Below are 16,782 nucleotides of genomic sequence, written 5' to 3'. Positions count from 1 at the left end.
TAATAGTGACCTATATTTACCGTTGAAATATTGCAGAAGATGGCGTCGCCTGGGCTGACCTTGGGTGAACATTGTGTGAATTTTGTTCGATTACTGATAGTTGGCTAATTATTTGTATTCTACAACTATTCTCAAAATTGACACAATGTTCATGAGAAATGTGGGTTAATAGGTGAGAAGCAGATAGCCCTCTTTTCCGTTGGAGTCGATGGAAACAGGAGAAGGAAGGAGGTGTTTCCATTGTTTGTACTGGTTGGTATCCGCAATCAGCACGACCCGGCCGGGATGTTTTTTGATCAGCATTGCGGCCTCATGTGGACTCAGTAATGACCGGTTGCTGTCTTCATATTTCAGGCCGTATCGCAGTTCTCCCGCACGTTCAATCATTAAAACATCATGTCGCTTCAGATACCAGCAGACCGCCCGTACTGCCTGTTCGCCCGCAAGCACAAAAGTGTCTGGTTTTATGAAACGGGCATTTCGGCGAATGAGTTCTCCCGGTGCTTTTCTCTGGAGGGTGAGGTCGGGAAGAGTGAAGTTGACCATTACAAACAGTATCGTAAACGCGAAAGAAAACAGCACAGTCTTTTTAAGCATGTTTTTGGCTCGAAAGGTGACAAACAACAGTATGAGCATGACGGAAAATGTGCTGCCGAGTAACAGCCATTGATAGGTATGGCGAAACAGGGAATAATTTTCCGGCCAGAAAAAATAAAGTTCAACAAGTGTCACAAGGGCCAGGAAGACAAGCAGTGCGGCAATGGCGACACTGTGTTGAAAAAAATGCTTTATCCGTCTGTTGCGCAGGATGTGATCGAGTCCGAGGGCAAAAAGAACAGCCAGGGGTGGAAAGCATGGCAGGATGTAGGTAACAAGTTTTCCTTTGGAGAGGGAAAAAAAGAGAAACGGCAGGAAAAACCAGCAGCAGCAGAAGAGATACAATCGGTATTCAGCCCAGTTCTTCCACTGTTTTTTTCGCAGGCCGATGAGGGCGGAAGGAAACAGCAATGTCCAGGGCAGGAACATTCCCGGCAGTGATGCTGCAAAGATCCAGAACGGATGGCGATGCTGGGCATTCTCCGAGAGAAAACGGCGGATATGTTCGTTCCAGAAGAAAAAATGCCAGAAGTCAGGTTCCCTGAGATAGATACGTATACACCAGGGCAGGCTGACCAGGACGGCTCCAAGGATCGGTATCCAGACCATTCGCACCATGTCACGGGGACGTTTACGGATCAGCAGGTAGGGAGCAACCACAAGAACAGGGATCGCGCAGGCAAGAAATCCTTTGGTCAAAAAGGCCAGACCGGCCAATATTCCTGCTGCAAACAGAAAAATTCTTTCTGAATTGGAGCCGGGAATCTTTTCTGCAGCAAGAAAAAAAAGGATAAGGCAACCGCTGAGAAAAAAGGAAAACAGCGGGTCCAGCACGGCAAAGGTTCCGATTCCCAGGACACTGAGGGAAGTAAGGTATATCAGTGCTGCAAGCCATGGAAACCATGTATCGTTTCGTTTTACCTGCATGCAGAGCAGGAAGACAAGCAGTGCGGTCAAGCCTGTTGACGCGGCCTGGGGAAAACGGACGGCAAAGTTGTTTTCTCCAAAAACCGTCAGGGAAATGGCCGTCAGCCAATAGCCTAATACCGGTTTTTCAAAGTATCTGCCACCGTTAATCCTGGGTACTGTCCAGTCGCCGGTCGCCACCATTTCTCTTGGTATTTCCGCATACCGGGTTTCATCGGGAATAATCAGCGGGCGTTGGCCCAGTGGTGCCAGGTAGAGTCCAATAAAAAGAAAGAGCAGCAGAAAAGAAAATGCGTTACGTGTCATTGGCTGTTCCTGTTTGATAATTCTGATACTGTTGGGAAATCCATCCGTCCCTCCCTGTAGTTTTTTTTCTGGTTACAGGCGAAACAGACAGCGGTTTATCGGTTTTCAGTATTGTTTTAAGTGGGACGAACCTGATGTTTTTTTCCTGTGCCATCGCAAGAAACTCTCTGAACAGTTGCCGGCAGTAGAGGCCTTCCACTTCAGCGTGGATTGTCAGGACGTTGAGCCTGTCCGGTTTGATGAGCGAGAGCAGGTGATCATTGTAGGTGGTCATTGTAATACCCTTCCTGCCGATAACCTCATCGTAGGTCGGCAGGGTGGTTGGTACCTGTGGCTGGGTCAGTGTTTTTCCGTTGACCTTGGGAAAAAAAAGAGAAGTTCCGCGACAGTCTGCATTATAGTGGAATTTCAGCAATTCTTTTTCAAGCAGGCTTTTGTCCGTTGCCCGCCAGCCGGGTGCAGCAGAACAGTAAACAGGTTGGGATGTCAGCTGTTCCAGCAGTTCTTTACCCTTTGTCAGTTCAGTGTATATTCGGCCGATATCGAGAGTTTCTATTTTATTCTGCCACAGGTGGTGATCCCAGGCGTGGAGGCCTGTTTCATGTCCGGCTTCGGCGGTTTTGCGGATAATGTCCCCGCACCGGTAGCCTATTATCGGTCCGGGTCCGAAAGTTCCCCGGAAAAGGATGTCCCAGCCGTACAGGCTTGCACCATTGCTGCGAATCATTTTTAAAAAAAAAGCTGGTCTGATAAGACGCCGGAGGTGTCTGCCCATATTATCGGGACCGACAGAAAAAAAGAACGTTGCCTTAATACCGAAGCGGGCAAGATCCTCAAGCAGAGCGGGAACACCTTGCCTTGTGCCGCGCAGGGTGTCCACGTCAATGCGTAGGCCTGTCGTTTTTTCTATTTCGCACATTATCTTGAATTTTCCAGTGCCTGCTGGAGAAAATAGTCAAGGGTTTCTTCAACAGACTGGTGGAGGGAAATTTTGGGTTCCCAGCCAAGAAGACGGTTTGCCAAACGGGTTGACGGCCTTCTGTGCTGGATATCCTCGTAGCCGGAGCCATAGAATTCCCTGCTCTCCACCGCCTGCATTCCTGCCAGGGGAGGAAAGTTTGGTCGCAGCGGGTGCTGTTCGAATCTGTCCGTCAGCAGTTGAGCCAGATCATGAATACTGGCTTCATTATTGGGATTGCCTATATTGAAGATACGGTTGTCGCAGCAGTTGTCACAATTTTCGATAATCCTGAAGAGGCATTCTATACCGTCTTTTACATCAGTAAAGCATCGTTTCTGTCTGCCTCCATCCACCAGGTTGATGGGCGTGCCTTCTACCAGGTTGAGAATTAGTTTTGTAATGACGCGGGAACTGCCGATTCGGGCCGATTCCAGGTTGTCCAGACGGGGACCTATCCAGTTGAATGGTCGGATAAGAGTAAACTGCAATCCCCTGGTTGCTCCGTATGCCCAGATAACCCGGTCAAGAAGTTGCTTGCTGCAGGAATAGATCCATCGCTGCTTGTGGATCGGCCCCAGCACGAGTTTTGAATGCTCTTCATCAAATTCATTTTCCCCACACATACCGTAGACTTCCGAAGTTGAGGGGAAGATGATCCGTTTGCCGTATTTTGCGCAGTAGCGCACGATACGTAGATTTTCTTCAAAATCAAGCTCAAAGACCCGGAGCGGGTTACGGACATATTCAGCCGGGGTGGCGATTGCAACCAGGGGCAGGATGATATCACATTTTCTTACATGGTATTCAATCCATTCCCGGTGTATTGAAATATCGCCCTCACTGAAATGAAAACCAGGAACACCCTGCAGCCTGTTGATGGATTTATTTTCCAGATCCATGGCATGTACCTCGTAGCGTCCGCTTGCCAGCAGGCGTTCACTCAGGTGGTTACCGATAAAGCCGTCTGCTCCGAGGATGAGGACATGTTTTTTCTTTTTTTCATTGTTGCCGGGGGATATCTTTCTGCCAAATTTCATTCCAACGGCCAGCCCCAACTCCTCGGCGAGCTGGTTACCGCTCACATACAGTCCCTTTTCAGTCTGGCCTGTGTGGACGACAAGCGAGCCATCACCGCAGGCGATTCGCAGGGGAGTTGTTGAAAGAACAGTTCCTGCTGAGTTCAGAGGCTGTTTGTCTGCAACGCTTACCGTCCAGAACAGGACCTTGCGGTCGCCCAGATAACTGAAAGCACCAGGGTATGGCCTGGTTACAGCCCGGATGAGATTGTAGATTTCTTCTCCGGTTTTTCGCCAGTCTATTTCTCCATCGGTGGGCCCGCGGCCACCAAAATATGAGGCGTCTGCACTTTCCTGTGGAGTGGCGGTAATCTGATCCCGGCTGATGAGGGGAAGCGTTTTATCCAGCAGGTGTGTCGCTGCTTTCGTCAGCTTACCATGGAGGGTAAAGGCAGTATCTCCGCGGGAAATCGCCACCTCTTCTCTGGCGATAATATCACCCCGGTCCGGCTGTCGTTCCATATAGTGGAGGGTGACTCCTGTCTTTTCTTCCCCGTTGATAAGGACCCAGTTTACCGGACATCGTCCCCTGTAGCGGGGTAGAAGAGAGCCGTGCAGATTGATACAGCCCTTCGATGGCAGGGCAAGAATTTCTTTGCAGAGCAGGGTGCGATAATAGAAGGAAAAAATAATATCCGGAGACATTTTCCTGATTCGCTCAACCCAGAGAGGATGGTTAATATTGTCCGGTGCGTAGACGGGAAGGCTTTTTTCCACTGCAGTTTCCACGACGGAGTCAAACCAGATGTTTTCCCTGTTGTCATCTTTGTGGGTAAAAACGGCCTGGATATCAAAACCATGCCTGGCGAGTGCCCTGATGCCTGCGCAGCCGATATTATGATAGGCAAGTATAACAGTTTTCATAGGATTTTTTTTCAGTGTTAACGGGGTATTCCGACAGGATCCTGTCGGGTTTATTTGAGACGGGTGGATTATCCTGTTGCTGTTCAGTCAATATTGACTGGATATGGTAGCGTGGTCTGGCACGGACATCCTGGTAAATTCGGCCAATATATTCACCGAGCAACCCGAGACCGATAAACTGGGCGCCGATAAAGACAAAGAGTACGGCAAACAGGGTAAAGACCCCGTGGGCAGCCCAGGCGGCACCCATGAGAAAGCGCATGACCATGAGAAAGGCGCCGAACGTCATACCGCTGAGGGCAATTACGGTTCCAAGAAATGAAAGCAGCCTCAGGGGAAAGGTTGACATGGAAGTCAACAGATCAAACTGCAGCGAGATCAGCTTGAAAATTGAATATTTGGATTCTCCGTTCTTTCGCGGCTGATGCTGGACGGATATTTCACTGGTTGACCCGGCAAAACTGTTTGCAAGAATAGGTATAAAGGTGGAACGTTCCCTGCATTGGAGAATGGCTTCTATGACAGGACGTCTGTAACCCCTCAGCATGCAACCGTAATCATGCATCATCACACCTGTTGCCCTGCGGACAGCAGAATTGACGATACCGGAAAAGAATTTTCGAAACAGGCTGTCACAACGGTTGGTCCTGATCGTACCGACAACATCAAAACCTTTTTCTATTTCCCGCAGCAGTTTCGGGATCTCTTCGGGCGGATTCTGCAGGTCGGCGTCGAGAGTAATAACAATATTTCCCCTGCTCCGGGTCATTCCTGCTATAACGGCTGCGTGCTGGCCATAGTTCCGGTTCAGGAATATACCGGTGATATTGTTGCCCGCTGTTTTCGTGGCATCGGCAATCAGGCGAGCTGAATCATCCCTGCTTCCGTCGTTGACCAGGATAATCTCAAAAGAGCGGTTCAACTGTCTGCAGACCAGCAGGCAGCGCCTTATTAGCTCCCGCAGGTTTTCCGCCTCGTTGTAGATGGGGATTACCAGGGAAAGATCAATTTCTTTTTTCTTCATTGAGTCAGAACCTCCTTGAGAGTTGAAACCACATGTTCCACGTCTTCGATTTTCATTCCAGGAAAGAGTGGCAGGGAGCATATTCTGGAAGAGTTCCATTCCGTTGCTGGAAGTGCCTCGGCAGCGTTGGGGTAGATCCTGCGGTAATATTCATGTTCATGGACAGCGCGAAAATGGAGGCCTGTGCCAATATTACGCCGGGCCATCTCTGTCATGAACGTATCCCTGTCCATTGTCATTCGTTCAGGAGTGAGCCTGATCACGAAAAGATGCCAGGCATGACGGCTGGTGGAGGGCTGGATCTGCAGGGGGATGATTTCATCCACTTCATGCAGCAGGTTCAGGTAATGATCTGCCAGGGTTTTTCTGTGTTGTATGAAGGTGTCCAGTTGGCGGAGTTGGTGCAGCCCAAGTGCTGCTGAAATATCGGTCAGGTTGTATTTAAATCCAGGTTCAACCACCTCGGCCCATGGTTGCCTTCCCTGGGTTTTTCGATCAAAGGCATCCTCTTCCAGGCCATGGAACCTGAGTCGGCGGATGGATTGTATCAGTCTGTCATCATCGGAACAGACCATGCCGCCTTCTCCGCATGTAATGTTCTTTGTCGGGTGGAATGAGAAGATCGCCGTTCCTCTTCTGCCGATTTTTTCACCGTTGTATTCAGTTCCTGCAGCATGGGCTGCATCCTCCGCAAGTGTGATTCCGCGGAAAGCGGCAAGTTTACGAAGGGGGGCAAGGTCGACGGCCGCACCCGTGAAATGAACGGGAATGATCAGCTTTGTTTTCTCTGAAACAAGAGGTTCGACATGCTCAATTCCGGTCATCAGTGTATCCCGGTCAATATCGGCAAAAACCACTGTTGCTCCACTGCAGACGATCATATTTACAGTGGAAACCCAGGTCATCGAAGGGGTGATCACTTCATCTCCAGGGCCTATTTCCAGAGCACGCAGCAGAAGGTGCATTCCGGCGGTGGCCGAGGAAAGGGCAACTGCCTCTCTGCACCCGCAATAGTGCCGGAATGTTTTTTCAAATTCCTGGCATCTGCTTCCTGTTGTGAGCCATCCGCTCTGCAATACTTCAACTACGGCTGATATGTCGTCGTTACTAATTGACGGTCTGGAGAAAGGGAGGAATCCTTTTTGCATAAATGCTCCTTTACTGTGTCCTTGTTTGTGATGTTTCCTCTTTTACCAGAGAACTCATTAAGAAATGATGAAGAACAATGAACGCAGTTTTGGAAAATAAACGAGAAGTGGGATAAGGGCTGTTGTGAAAACGTAAAATTATGTATCACTGTGTAGATGAAACAGTCAGGTGGAAATTTAAGGGAAATAGTGTCCTCTTTATCTTTTCTTCATGTGGAAATGATATAATCAGCTCGGAAACACATCTTTTAAAACCTAAATCCTGCAATTGGCAAGTTTTTCGGAGATGCGAGGCATCAAGGGCGCAGACGTATTAACATACTTCAAGCACTTGATAACGAAGCAGATTCGATAAAATTGCCAATCCCCCAGGGCAAGGGAATAAAGAAAAAACAATCTCACTCTGATAGTGAGTAGTACAGCCCCTACTGTAATATTATAACTATCTGTTTATACATTATAAATATTTTTTCTTTGTTCCCGAAGTGCAGGATTTAGGTAAAAAACAAACTGTTGATGTAAAACGGCAATGAGGAGGCGGGATGCGAATACTTATCATTGATGATGAACCCGAGCTGATTCACCAGATCAGGCAGATTCTGCTCAAACAGCGCTATACCGTTGATATGGCTTATGATGGAGAGGAAGCCCTGGAACGGATTTTTGTTGATTCCTATGACCTTATCCTGCTGGATATCATGCTGCCGAAACTGGATGGATATTCGGTTATCAATGAAATGCGGCGGGAGAATGTAAAAACACCGGTACTGATGCTTACGGCAAAAGGGATGACTGAAGACAAAATCAAGGGGCTTGACATGGGGGCCGATGATTACTTGACCAAACCGTTTTCCATGGGAGAACTGCTTGCCAGGATCCGTGTCCTCCTGCGACGGGGAAATGACCTTGCCTCCTCAGTTCTGCAGAAGGATAAGATCAGGATTAACACGGCTTCAAGGGAGGTTTTTCTTGATGACAATCCCGTCAGTCTTACCCCGAAAGAATTTCTGATTCTTGAGTTTCTCCTGTACAATATGAACAGGGCCGTATCCCGGTTTAATATTGCCGAACATGTCTGGGGTGAGGAGTTTGATACCTACAGCATGTCTAATAATATCGATGTCCATATCAAGAATCTCCGCAGAAAAATCAATGATCCCGGAGGACAGGTGATTCGAACCGTGAGGGGTGTGGGGTATATGATCAAGGATGATTCCCAGTGAAAATCCGTAACAGAATAACTGTCTGGATTACCGCTGCCGGTATGGTGGCGGGTCTGCTTTTTTCAATTGTTGTCACCTATGAACTGATTGAACAACCCTATGAACTTCTTGATGCGGAGTTGAGAAGTCAAGCCAGGACCCTTCTGACCGGGCTGGCTCCTGTGGCGGGAAAACTCTCCCGTTCCCCGGATGATCCCATGTTGGAATCTATAGGCAGGCTATACTGGTTTAAAGTATTTAATCATCGGAAAGAGCTTGTTTTTGCTTCCGCCATGACACGGTTTGTAGATCTGCCGTTGAAAACTGAAACAACACGATATAACTACAGTGCTGATATATCCCTGAAGCAGCCAATCTTGATCCGGATGACGGTACTGATATGACATTCAGGGTTCGAGTCTTTACGCTTGATTTTCAGGGGGAGAAATACCTTGTTCAGATCGCCAGACCAATGGAAAAACTGGAGGAAGAAGTCACCGATCTGGCCATTGCCATTCCAGCAGGTCTCATCGTATTTGCCCTTGCCCTGGTAGGGCTTGGGTATTTTGCCGCAGGAAAAATACTGCAGCCGATTGCGACCATTAATTCCCTGGCCCGGGAAATTACGGAAAAGACACTCAACAAGAGGATTCCGGTCGCAAAGAACCGGGATGAAATTTACACCCTTGCCACATCACTGAACCGGATGTTCGACAGATTGCAGTATTCTTTTGAACGCCAGAAGGAATTTATTGCCAATGCCTCCCACGAACTGAAAACACCCCTGGCCATGCAGCGTCTTTTTTTTGATGAGGCGTGGATCAGAAACGATCTGCCGGAGGATTTCCAGCAGCAGGTTGATGTACAGATAAAGAACTGTTATCGCATGGATCGGCTGGTCAAAGATCTGCTTGATCTTTCAGCCCTGGAGCTGAAGGATTCATTCGAACCGGAGGATGTTGATCTATCGGATATGGTTTCTGCCGTATTATGTGATTTCAAGGAAATTATTGCCGCTGCAGAAATCAGGCTTGTCACTGATATTCAGCCCGATATTCACCTGGGGGCGACAGGGAAAAATTAAGAAGGGCCCTGATCAATATTGTTGACAATGCGGTAAAATATACTACCGGCAATGATTCGCAGATTCGTTGTTCCCTTTACCGGAAAGAAGAAGGTGTTTACGTGGAACTGTTCAATACCTGTGGGGGAATACCAGCCAGAGACCTGGGTCGTATTTTTAACCAGTTTTACCGGGTTGAGAAATCACGTGCCACAGATCTTGGCGGATCAGGACTGGGTTTGACTATTGTCAAAAGAATCATTGATCTTCACAATGGGGAAATTGCTGTTCAGAACAGTGATGGTGGTGTCACGGTTTGCATCAGGTTGTAGACACGGTCTATTTTTCTGTGTTAAGAATTCTGTCTTCAAGCTCGACAATTTTCTGATCCATCCTGCCTTCATTAAAGAGGAGAACGGCAAGCAACCAGCCATAACAGAGAACGGCTGCGATGGCGAAAAGCGGATAAAAATATCCCAGGGGACAGAGAATCAGCACGGTAAGCCAGTGAAGGAAAAGAACTTTGCGGGAATGGAGGCGAAGGGGGAAATCCTTGTGTCTGCTTATCACGGTCAGGCCGCTCAGGTTCCAGCCATAGAGGGCGGTGAAGGCATGCATTCTCAGAAGAGGCAGAGCCTGCTGGTGATCATAATTTTTGCTGAAGGCCAGCAGAATATAAAGAATACCTGTTACCGAAGTGACCAGTAGAAAAAGAATGCCGGAGGTGAGAAAGGCCTTCTGCTGCAGTCGTTTCCCCTGGTACCAGTAGAGATAAAAGATCAGAGCCACGGTGAGAAACAGGGTTGAGGCAATAAGGACCTGGGGAATAAACCAGTTTGCCAGGATGAAGAGAAAGAAAATAATGACCCCGAGATTGATTATCCAGAAGGAAATTTCCTTGAGTGTGCCGATGGGAGGGGTATTATTATTTTTCATCAGCCCAAAAATGACGGACATGGTGATCAGAGAGAGGGGAAAGGAGAATCCCAGGAAAAAGGTGTCCAGCTTCAGTTTGTCCAGGGTAAGCCAGTGGCCGTATTCACTGTTGAGGATGGCGAGACTGGAAATTACAAGACCGAGGGAAAGGCAGAGAAGGGAGGCCTGGTGAAATTTTGTTGAGGTTTTTTCCCGCTTTGAAAAAAGCCCCCGGGGGAGAAAGCTGCCGAAATGGTGTATCCTGACCGATTCAAGGATAGTGGCGAGAACCAGGGGAATAACAAGGGTAAATCCGTACCACTGCATAAAGGCACAGAAGGCAAAAAGAAGTGAAAAACAGAGAAAGAAGATGCCTCGCCGGCTCAACTGTGGTTGATCTTCCGTGAAGTAAACGAGCATGGTGCCGCCGCCGCACAGGTTGAAGAGGAAAATATGCAGTCGTTCAAAATTGAGGACCTTCGGGTCAATGAGGTGATGGAAAAATCCGAAGGTCAGGGCCGTTGTCATGATGATCCAGAAAAGTGATTTTAGTGATTTGCTCATGGTTCTTTCTGTTCTTTTCCAAGGAGATAACCCAGTGCCGGTTCAATTGTCGGCCAGTTGAAAACAAAACCGGTTTTTTCCAGCTTTTTTGTGGAAACACGACACCCGGAGAGTATGACTTCCCGGGCCATTTGTCCATACATGATTTCAAACAGGCGCCCCGGCATGGGAAGGAGCAGGGGCCGCCCCGTTACGGTTGAGAGAACACGCATCAGTTCTCCATTGGTGACCGCCCGGGGAGCTGCCATGTTTACCGGACCTTCAAGAGCGGGGGTTGTCATGGCGTGGAGCATGGCCGCAAGCAGGTCATCTTCGCAGATCCAGCTGATATATTGCCTGCCGGAGCCGAAATGGCGCATAAATCCGAAAGGGGCCGTGGAGAGTATACGTTTCAGAGCGCCACCTTTCGGAGACAGGGTTACTCCGATCCGCATAAGGACAGTGCGGATACCGGCCTGTTGAGCAGACAATGTGGATTTTTCCCACCGGTGACAGACTTGTGCGATGAAATCCTCTCCAGGATTGCAGTTTTCATCTACGGGATTGTGACCGCAATCACCATAATATCCAACGGCCGAGGCCGAAAGAAGAACTGACGGCGGATTATTCAGTTCTGCAAGGGTCCGTGAGAGAAGTTCGGTTCCTGCTGTCCTGCTGGTGAGAACTCTATTTTTTCTCTCCTCGTTCCAGCAATTGAGGCCTATCGGTTCTCCGGCCAGATGGATGACCGCATCCAGTGGGGGCAGGTCAACTGCCTGCAGATAGTTTTTTTCCGGATCCCAGAAAATCTCATTTTTGTTGGAACAGGGGCGCCTGCGGACGAGTCGCCAGACCCGATGTCCCCCCGTTGTCAGAAAAGGCAGCAATCTTCTGCCAAGCATACCACCGGCTCCTGTTACAAGGATATTGAGCGGTTTTCTGCTGTATTTTCCATGGACTGCAATATCATGTGTGAGGATTTGTTGTCGATGTCGGAAGAGTCTGGTAAGTTTGTTCTCGATTTGCTGTTTGATGAGCGCGGGGATAAATAGATGGCCATAAAGCCCGTATTCGATCCTGTCCTCCAGGATGGTTTTACCTCCGCTGTCATGGAAAATGTGGGTGTGTGACCAGTGGGCAAAGGGACCCTTTTCTTGGACATCCCTGAACATTTGCCCAGGTTTTTCCTCCACATGCAGTGCTTCAAAGTTCAGGCTCAAAGGGCCTGTATGCAGTTTGACCCTGGCCCGGGATCCCGGAGTTATGCCTTCGTCGCTGGAAATGACCGTGGTGTTTTCCCAGGGAGGCAGTAACCGCTGCAGGGCACCCGGTCTTGCGTGAAAATCGTAAAGATCCTGTGCCAGACAGGGATAAGAGGATCGATGGATAAAGGTGTTGTAATGTGTTGTCAAAGGTTTCGGTCCAGGGCAATGAGTATCTTGCGTTTATTGTAGTCACCATGAGTTGATTGACAAGGTTTTTCATTTGTTTTGTACCTGGAAGGGCATAAATGACAGAACTTTTCAACTCAGTTGGTGGCAGAGATGTTTTCTTTTACCGGGAAAGCTGTTATGGAATCGTCTTCTTTTGTTTTTACCTTTCCAGATGATAAAATAATAAGGGAATCCAAACCCCTGAAAATTGGTAAGAGTCCGTTCTCCCTCGAAGTAACTGCCGGATTGTTTGAGGAAGGCAGGTTGCTGGATACATTCACTGAAGAGGTGAGAAAGTCCGGAAAACTGCTGTTTTCGATCAACGACCGTCTGCTTCTTATTGACTGGCGTTCAGGAGACATTTTTGAACAGCCGGTGGATTATTCCTGGTCGTTCCTGCCGGAACTGAAGAGTGGTCCCGTCCGCGATAATCTGAAAGGTGTCTCGGAAATCAGAGCGATCAATCCCGTGGCCGGACTGAAGATAAGACAAGATAAAGGGCTGGTTCTTGATGATGAGGTCAAGACCAGGGTTCGGTTGTCATTTTTTTCCTTCAGACGAAAGAATAAATCACTTCTGTTCGGGGTAACCCGAATCCTGCGGGGATACGAAAAGACTCATGGAATACTTGTCTCCTGGCTGCTGGCTGAAGGCGCACAGGAAAACAGTGATCCCCTAGCGGTTTATGCACAGCTGGGTATTCAGACAAGGGATTACTCGGTAAAACCCCGGCTGGATATTTCCGGGACGGATGATATTAAAAAGAGTGTTACCACTATAATCAGGACATCTCTCGGAGTTGCCGAGCAGAATGAGCCTGGTATTATAGCCGACCTGGATACGGAATTTCTACACGATTATCGGGTGAGTTTTCGTAAAATACGTTCGGCACTGAGCCTTTTCAGCGGAATCTATGAAAGTAAGGAGACAGCCCGCCTGAAAAAGGAATTCGGTGAGCTGATGAAAAAGACAAATCGTCTGAGGGATCTGGACGTATATCTCCTTGACCGGGATCGATATTTCAGCCTGGTACCGGAAAGCAGTCACGAAGGGCTGGAAATACTGTTTACTCATCTGCGGCGTGTAAGAAAAACCGAGCACCGTGCTTTCTGCAGGGTACTCAAGAGCAAGGAGTATAGAAAGAGTATGGATACCTGGAAAGAACTGTTCAGTGATCCATCCAACCTGTCAGATGGTAGACAGAAAAGGAGAGTGTCATCCGTCTTTGCGGCAAAGCGTATTGTAAAACGGTATAAAAAGGTCTGCAGGATTGCCCGGTCAATTGATGCCCGCACAGAAGATGCGGTTGTTCATGAACTGCGTATAGAGTGTAAAAAACTTCGCTATCTCATGGAGTTTTCCACTCCGTTTTTTGCCGGGAAAAAAATGAAAAAACTCATTCGTTCCCTGAAAAGACTGCAGGATAATCTCGGAAGATTTAACGATTATTCTGTGCAGCAGCGCTTTCCCTCTGAGTTTTTCGAAGAAAAGATGAAACGGAGTCGTAAGGGAATAAAAATGGCCGAGGCCATAGGTGCTCTTACTGCCATGCTCTACCAGTTGCAATGCCGGGAGAGAGATCTGGTAATGGAAAATTTTGCCAGGTTTGATACCGAGAAGGTTCACGCGGCTTTTCAGGAACTTTTTGAACATCAAGTCAAAGGACTGTCAGAATGAAAATAGTAGCCTGCTACAGTAATAAGGGCGGTGTTGGCAAGACGGCCACTTCCGTCAATCTCGCCTACAGTTGCGCCATGGACGGCTATCGCGTGTTGCTCTGCGACCTGGATCCCCAGGGGGCGTCCGGGTTTTATTTTCGGGTGAAACCGTCCAGAAAGTTGAAAAAACAGGCCTTTTTCAAGGATGTTGATTGTTTTACGGGAGCTATTCGTGCCAGTGATTTCGAGAATCTGGATTTACTGCCCGCCAACATGAGTTACCGTGATTTTGATATTTTTCTCTCCAGAATGAAAAATAGCAGATCCCGTCTGAAAAAGGCCTTGAAGAGTGTAAAAAATGATTATGATGTTCTTATCCTTGACTGCCCTCCCAATATTTCTCTTCTTTCGGAGAATGTGTTCAGGGTGTCGGACAGGATTGTGGTTCCGGTGATCCCGACAACCCTTTCCGAACGAACCCTGGAACAGTTGTTCGGGTTTTTCAGGGAGAAAAAATATCAGAAAAATAAACTGTTACCGTTTTTCTCCATGGTACAGAGAAGTAAAAAACTTCACAATGAAACCATGGTGAGACTGAAGAAAAAATACAGGAAATTTTTGCAGAAATCGATTCCGTTCTCCACTGACATAGAAAAAATGGGTCTGCACAGAGAACCTGTTTTGTCTTATGCAGAACGAAGTGCAGCAGCAAAGGCTTACAGGAAACTGTGGCGGGAGATCAGGCGGGAAATGGATTTGTGATGTGATAATTTCAGGAAAAATGCATGGCAAGTCAATATGGGTAAAAAGAAAAAGAAAAAGAAAAAAAAAGATAAGGCTAAAAAAAAGTGCTGTGGTAAATTTTTAAAGAAAAAAGGAAAAAGATGTTCAAAATGCCCGGACGGGTGATTGATTGTATCCTGGATTAAAAGCGAAATTTCAATCCGGCCTCAACCCATCGTTCAGGATTGGGATAGAAACTCGACCAGTATTGATCACCATTAAAGAGGTTGTGCACTGTCATAAAAAGATCAAAGCCTGAAGCAAATGAAACGGACGGGAAGTGTCTGCTGATATTCAGATCCCATATGAAATCTTCTTCCGCCTCAAAAGTCGTTCCTTTCAGCCATTTTAAGGCTGTGCCGAACAGCTGGAGAGAAAAAAGTTCCGGGTTGGTGTAGTTCACAGTTATCTGGGTGTTATAAAAATCTTCACTTGATGTGTTATCGGGATCATCCATGGTATAGGTGAATCCGCCCGTCACACTCAGGCCGTGGAAAGGAACAGATTCCACTTCAATTTCAAAGCCGGACCTTTTAGTGTTGTCGCCATTTTCAATTTGGCCACTGTTGGGGCTGTACTCCCAGATCTCGTCGATATTATGAAAAAAAAGTGTTGTTTTACAGAGCAGGAGAGGAATGGACTTGGTTTCCAGGCCAGCTTGAACTGACCATATTTCTTCCGGTTTAAGGTTCGGATTAGAGGATTGATTCTGGGAGATATCTCTCAGCAGGGAAAAGTAGGGTGTGGAAAAACCACGGGCCGCAGTTATTCGCAGCCTGTTGTTCTCGGTTGCCCTGTAAACCAGTCCGAGACTGGGACTGATGAAATCATTACTGATGGAGTTATAGTCATAGCGAACTCCAGGAGTCAGGGTGAACCTGCCCCAGGACAGGGTATCGTTTAGATAGACACCAACAGTTTTATTGGTGGCCGGTGGAAGCTCACTGGACGATGATGTTCCCCAGGCGACAACAGCTGTGGCGGTTGAATCCACAGAGGTTTCAAGTCTGTTATAAGCATATTCGGCTCCCAGAACGAAGGTATGAATGTCGTCACTGTAAACCAGTCTACTGTTCAGGTTATAACTTTTTTCCCGCCAGGTCTGTTTCGACAATGTTTCATCCGGCGTACCAATCAGCCCCGAAAGTACGTTGTACTTTTTTGTGTAATTTCTGGCGATGATCCCGCCGCTTAAATGAAAACTGAGCAGATTTCCCACTGACTGGTCCAGACCACTGGTGAAAAAACCATTTCGGTTTTCTGCCGTAATCATGAGATCCGCTGGGGGAAAATTGAGATTTTTCCATTCGGGCCGGAAACTGCCTCCACTCAACACCAGCCGGATACCCGGTTTGAGTGTCGCGTTCCCCTTGACATAGACCTGAGTGTTGTTAAAGAACCTGTCCTCTGTCAGTCCGTCCGAATGTTGGTTACCGGCAAAAAGATAGTAGCCCGCATCCGTTCCCTTGCCGGAGAGTTCCATTCTCACTTCACGGCTGTCCGCAGTGCCGTAGGAACCGTATACCTGCCCCTCATGACCTTTTTTCCATGCTGCTTTGGTGATAATATTGACGACACCACCCATGGCTGAACCCCAGCTTGAAGAGGCGGGGCCTTTGATGATTTCAAGTCTTTCAATGATTGATACCGGGATACCGTTCAGAATCGCATTGCCATTTGAAGACAGGTTTAACCTGACTCCATCCAGTAAAACCAGGATTCGGTGCAGGTCTTCGCTGCTTGCACCGTGAATGGTCAGGGAAGCAGCGCTGCCAAAATCCATCCCGTCATATGTGACAAAGAGTCCGGGTACACGAGCGAGTACTTCATACAGGGTATGGGCATTCATTGCCTTTATGGCGGTTCCATTGACAACAGTGAGGTTTTCCGCAACCTCGGTCAGTGGTTTGGAGTGCCGCGACGCAGTCTGCACCAGCATTTCGTCATCAAAAAACATGGAAAGACTGTTTTCCTGCGCCAAAACGGGAAAACTGCAAAAAAAAATGATGATTGAAACTGTTGAAAACTGCAGGAGCGCTTTAAGGTTCATAGTCGATTTTGTAAATAAAAATTTCTATAAAGAAGCAACTTTTGCTGTTTAAGTTACAACTTGTTTGCCTGTATTTTACATAAAGTCATAACTTCAGAAAGTGCAATAAGAAAAAGGGGGCAAAAATGAAAAGAATAGTTCCATTTATTATAGCTGTTTATGTTTTGTAAAATATAAATATACCAAAAGAAGAGCTCTTGGTATGGATAGTGCAAGTATACGTTTGTCAAGA

General features: G+C 47.6%; 14 protein-coding genes. 6 read left to right on the top strand and 8 right to left on the bottom strand.

Going from position 1 to position 16,782, the window contains the following annotated elements:
- Positions 1-165 precede the first annotated feature (165 nt).
- Genes LO777_RS11980 through LO777_RS11960 form a run of 5 tightly spaced genes read right to left on the bottom strand, consistent with a single transcriptional unit; the run spans position 166 to position 6,903 of the window.
- Positions 166-1,830, bottom strand: a complete 1,665-nt coding sequence (locus LO777_RS11980; protein ID WP_228854129.1) for a phospholipid carrier-dependent glycosyltransferase — start codon at positions 1,828-1,830, stop codon at positions 166-168.
- On the bottom strand, positions 1,820-2,749 hold the full coding sequence (locus LO777_RS11975; protein ID WP_228854128.1) for a polysaccharide deacetylase family protein: 930 nt from the start codon (positions 2,747-2,749) through the stop codon (positions 1,820-1,822). Before LO777_RS11975 ends, LO777_RS11980 begins: the two co-directional genes overlap by 11 nt.
- A complete protein-coding gene (gene arnA / locus LO777_RS11970) occupies positions 2,749-4,731 on the bottom strand; it encodes a bifunctional UDP-4-amino-4-deoxy-L-arabinose formyltransferase/UDP-glucuronic acid oxidase ArnA (RefSeq protein ID WP_228854127.1) in 1,983 nt (660 codons plus the stop codon). Before arnA ends, LO777_RS11975 begins: the two co-directional genes overlap by 1 nt.
- Positions 4,703-5,755, bottom strand: a complete 1,053-nt coding sequence (locus LO777_RS11965; protein ID WP_268907434.1) for a glycosyltransferase — start codon at positions 5,753-5,755, stop codon at positions 4,703-4,705. The genes arnA and LO777_RS11965 overlap by 29 nt, the downstream gene beginning before the upstream one ends.
- A complete protein-coding gene (locus LO777_RS11960) occupies positions 5,752-6,903 on the bottom strand; it encodes an aminotransferase class I/II-fold pyridoxal phosphate-dependent enzyme (protein ID WP_228854126.1) in 1,152 nt (383 codons plus the stop codon). The genes LO777_RS11965 and LO777_RS11960 overlap by 4 nt, the downstream gene beginning before the upstream one ends.
- 542 nt (positions 6,904-7,445) lie before the next feature.
- Between LO777_RS11960 and LO777_RS11955 the strand changes: the two genes are divergently transcribed.
- The 4 genes from LO777_RS11955 to LO777_RS11940 are packed head-to-tail and all read left to right on the top strand — an operon-like array spanning position 7,446 to position 9,500.
- The gene (locus tag LO777_RS11955; protein WP_228854125.1) at positions 7,446-8,126 is read left to right on the top strand and encodes a response regulator transcription factor; all 681 of its coding nucleotides are present in this window, start codon (positions 7,446-7,448) and stop codon (positions 8,124-8,126) included.
- Complete coding sequence (locus LO777_RS11950; RefSeq protein ID WP_228854124.1) at positions 8,123-8,509, top strand: hypothetical protein; 387 nt, start codon at positions 8,123-8,125, stop codon at positions 8,507-8,509. Before LO777_RS11955 ends, LO777_RS11950 begins: the two co-directional genes overlap by 4 nt.
- On the top strand, positions 8,506-9,189 hold the full coding sequence (locus LO777_RS11945) for a histidine kinase dimerization/phospho-acceptor domain-containing protein (RefSeq protein ID WP_228854123.1): 684 nt from the start codon (positions 8,506-8,508) through the stop codon (positions 9,187-9,189). Before LO777_RS11950 ends, LO777_RS11945 begins: the two co-directional genes overlap by 4 nt.
- Before the next feature lie 8 nt (positions 9,190-9,197).
- The gene (locus LO777_RS11940) at positions 9,198-9,500 is read left to right on the top strand and encodes a sensor histidine kinase (RefSeq protein WP_329955744.1); all 303 of its coding nucleotides are present in this window, start codon (positions 9,198-9,200) and stop codon (positions 9,498-9,500) included.
- 7 nt (positions 9,501-9,507) lie between these two features.
- Here the strand turns inward: LO777_RS11940 and LO777_RS11935 are convergent, their stop codons facing one another.
- Together LO777_RS11935 and LO777_RS11930 are read right to left on the bottom strand one after the other, a co-directional pair.
- A complete protein-coding gene (locus tag LO777_RS11935; protein ID WP_228854122.1) occupies positions 9,508-10,647 on the bottom strand; it encodes a hypothetical protein in 1,140 nt (379 codons plus the stop codon).
- Positions 10,644-12,038: a TIGR01777 family oxidoreductase gene (locus tag LO777_RS11930; RefSeq protein WP_228854121.1), complete on the bottom strand. Its 1,395-nt coding sequence runs from the start codon at positions 12,036-12,038 to the stop codon at positions 10,644-10,646. Before LO777_RS11930 ends, LO777_RS11935 begins: the two co-directional genes overlap by 4 nt.
- Positions 12,039-12,170: 132 nt before the next feature.
- Here LO777_RS11930 and LO777_RS11925 point away from each other — a divergent pair, with 132 nt between their 5' ends.
- The gene (locus LO777_RS11925; protein WP_228854120.1) at positions 12,171-13,736 is read left to right on the top strand and encodes a CHAD domain-containing protein; all 1,566 of its coding nucleotides are present in this window, start codon (positions 12,171-12,173) and stop codon (positions 13,734-13,736) included.
- Entirely contained in the window at positions 13,733-14,479 is a 747-nt protein-coding gene (locus LO777_RS11920; RefSeq protein WP_228854119.1) for a ParA family protein, read from the top strand. Before LO777_RS11925 ends, LO777_RS11920 begins: the two co-directional genes overlap by 4 nt.
- 163 nt (positions 14,480-14,642) lie before the next feature.
- Here the strand turns inward: LO777_RS11920 and LO777_RS11915 are convergent, their stop codons facing one another.
- Positions 14,643-16,457, bottom strand: a complete 1,815-nt coding sequence (locus LO777_RS11915; RefSeq protein WP_228854118.1) for a TonB-dependent receptor plug domain-containing protein — start codon at positions 16,455-16,457, stop codon at positions 14,643-14,645.
- Between the last annotated feature and the right edge of the window lie 325 nt (positions 16,458-16,782).

The sequence above is a fragment of the Desulfomarina profundi genome, from assembly GCF_019703855.1.
Classification (GTDB): domain Bacteria; phylum Desulfobacterota; class Desulfobulbia; order Desulfobulbales; family Desulfocapsaceae; genus Desulfomarina; species Desulfomarina profundi.
This window is presented reverse-complemented; position numbering and strand designations above follow the sequence as displayed.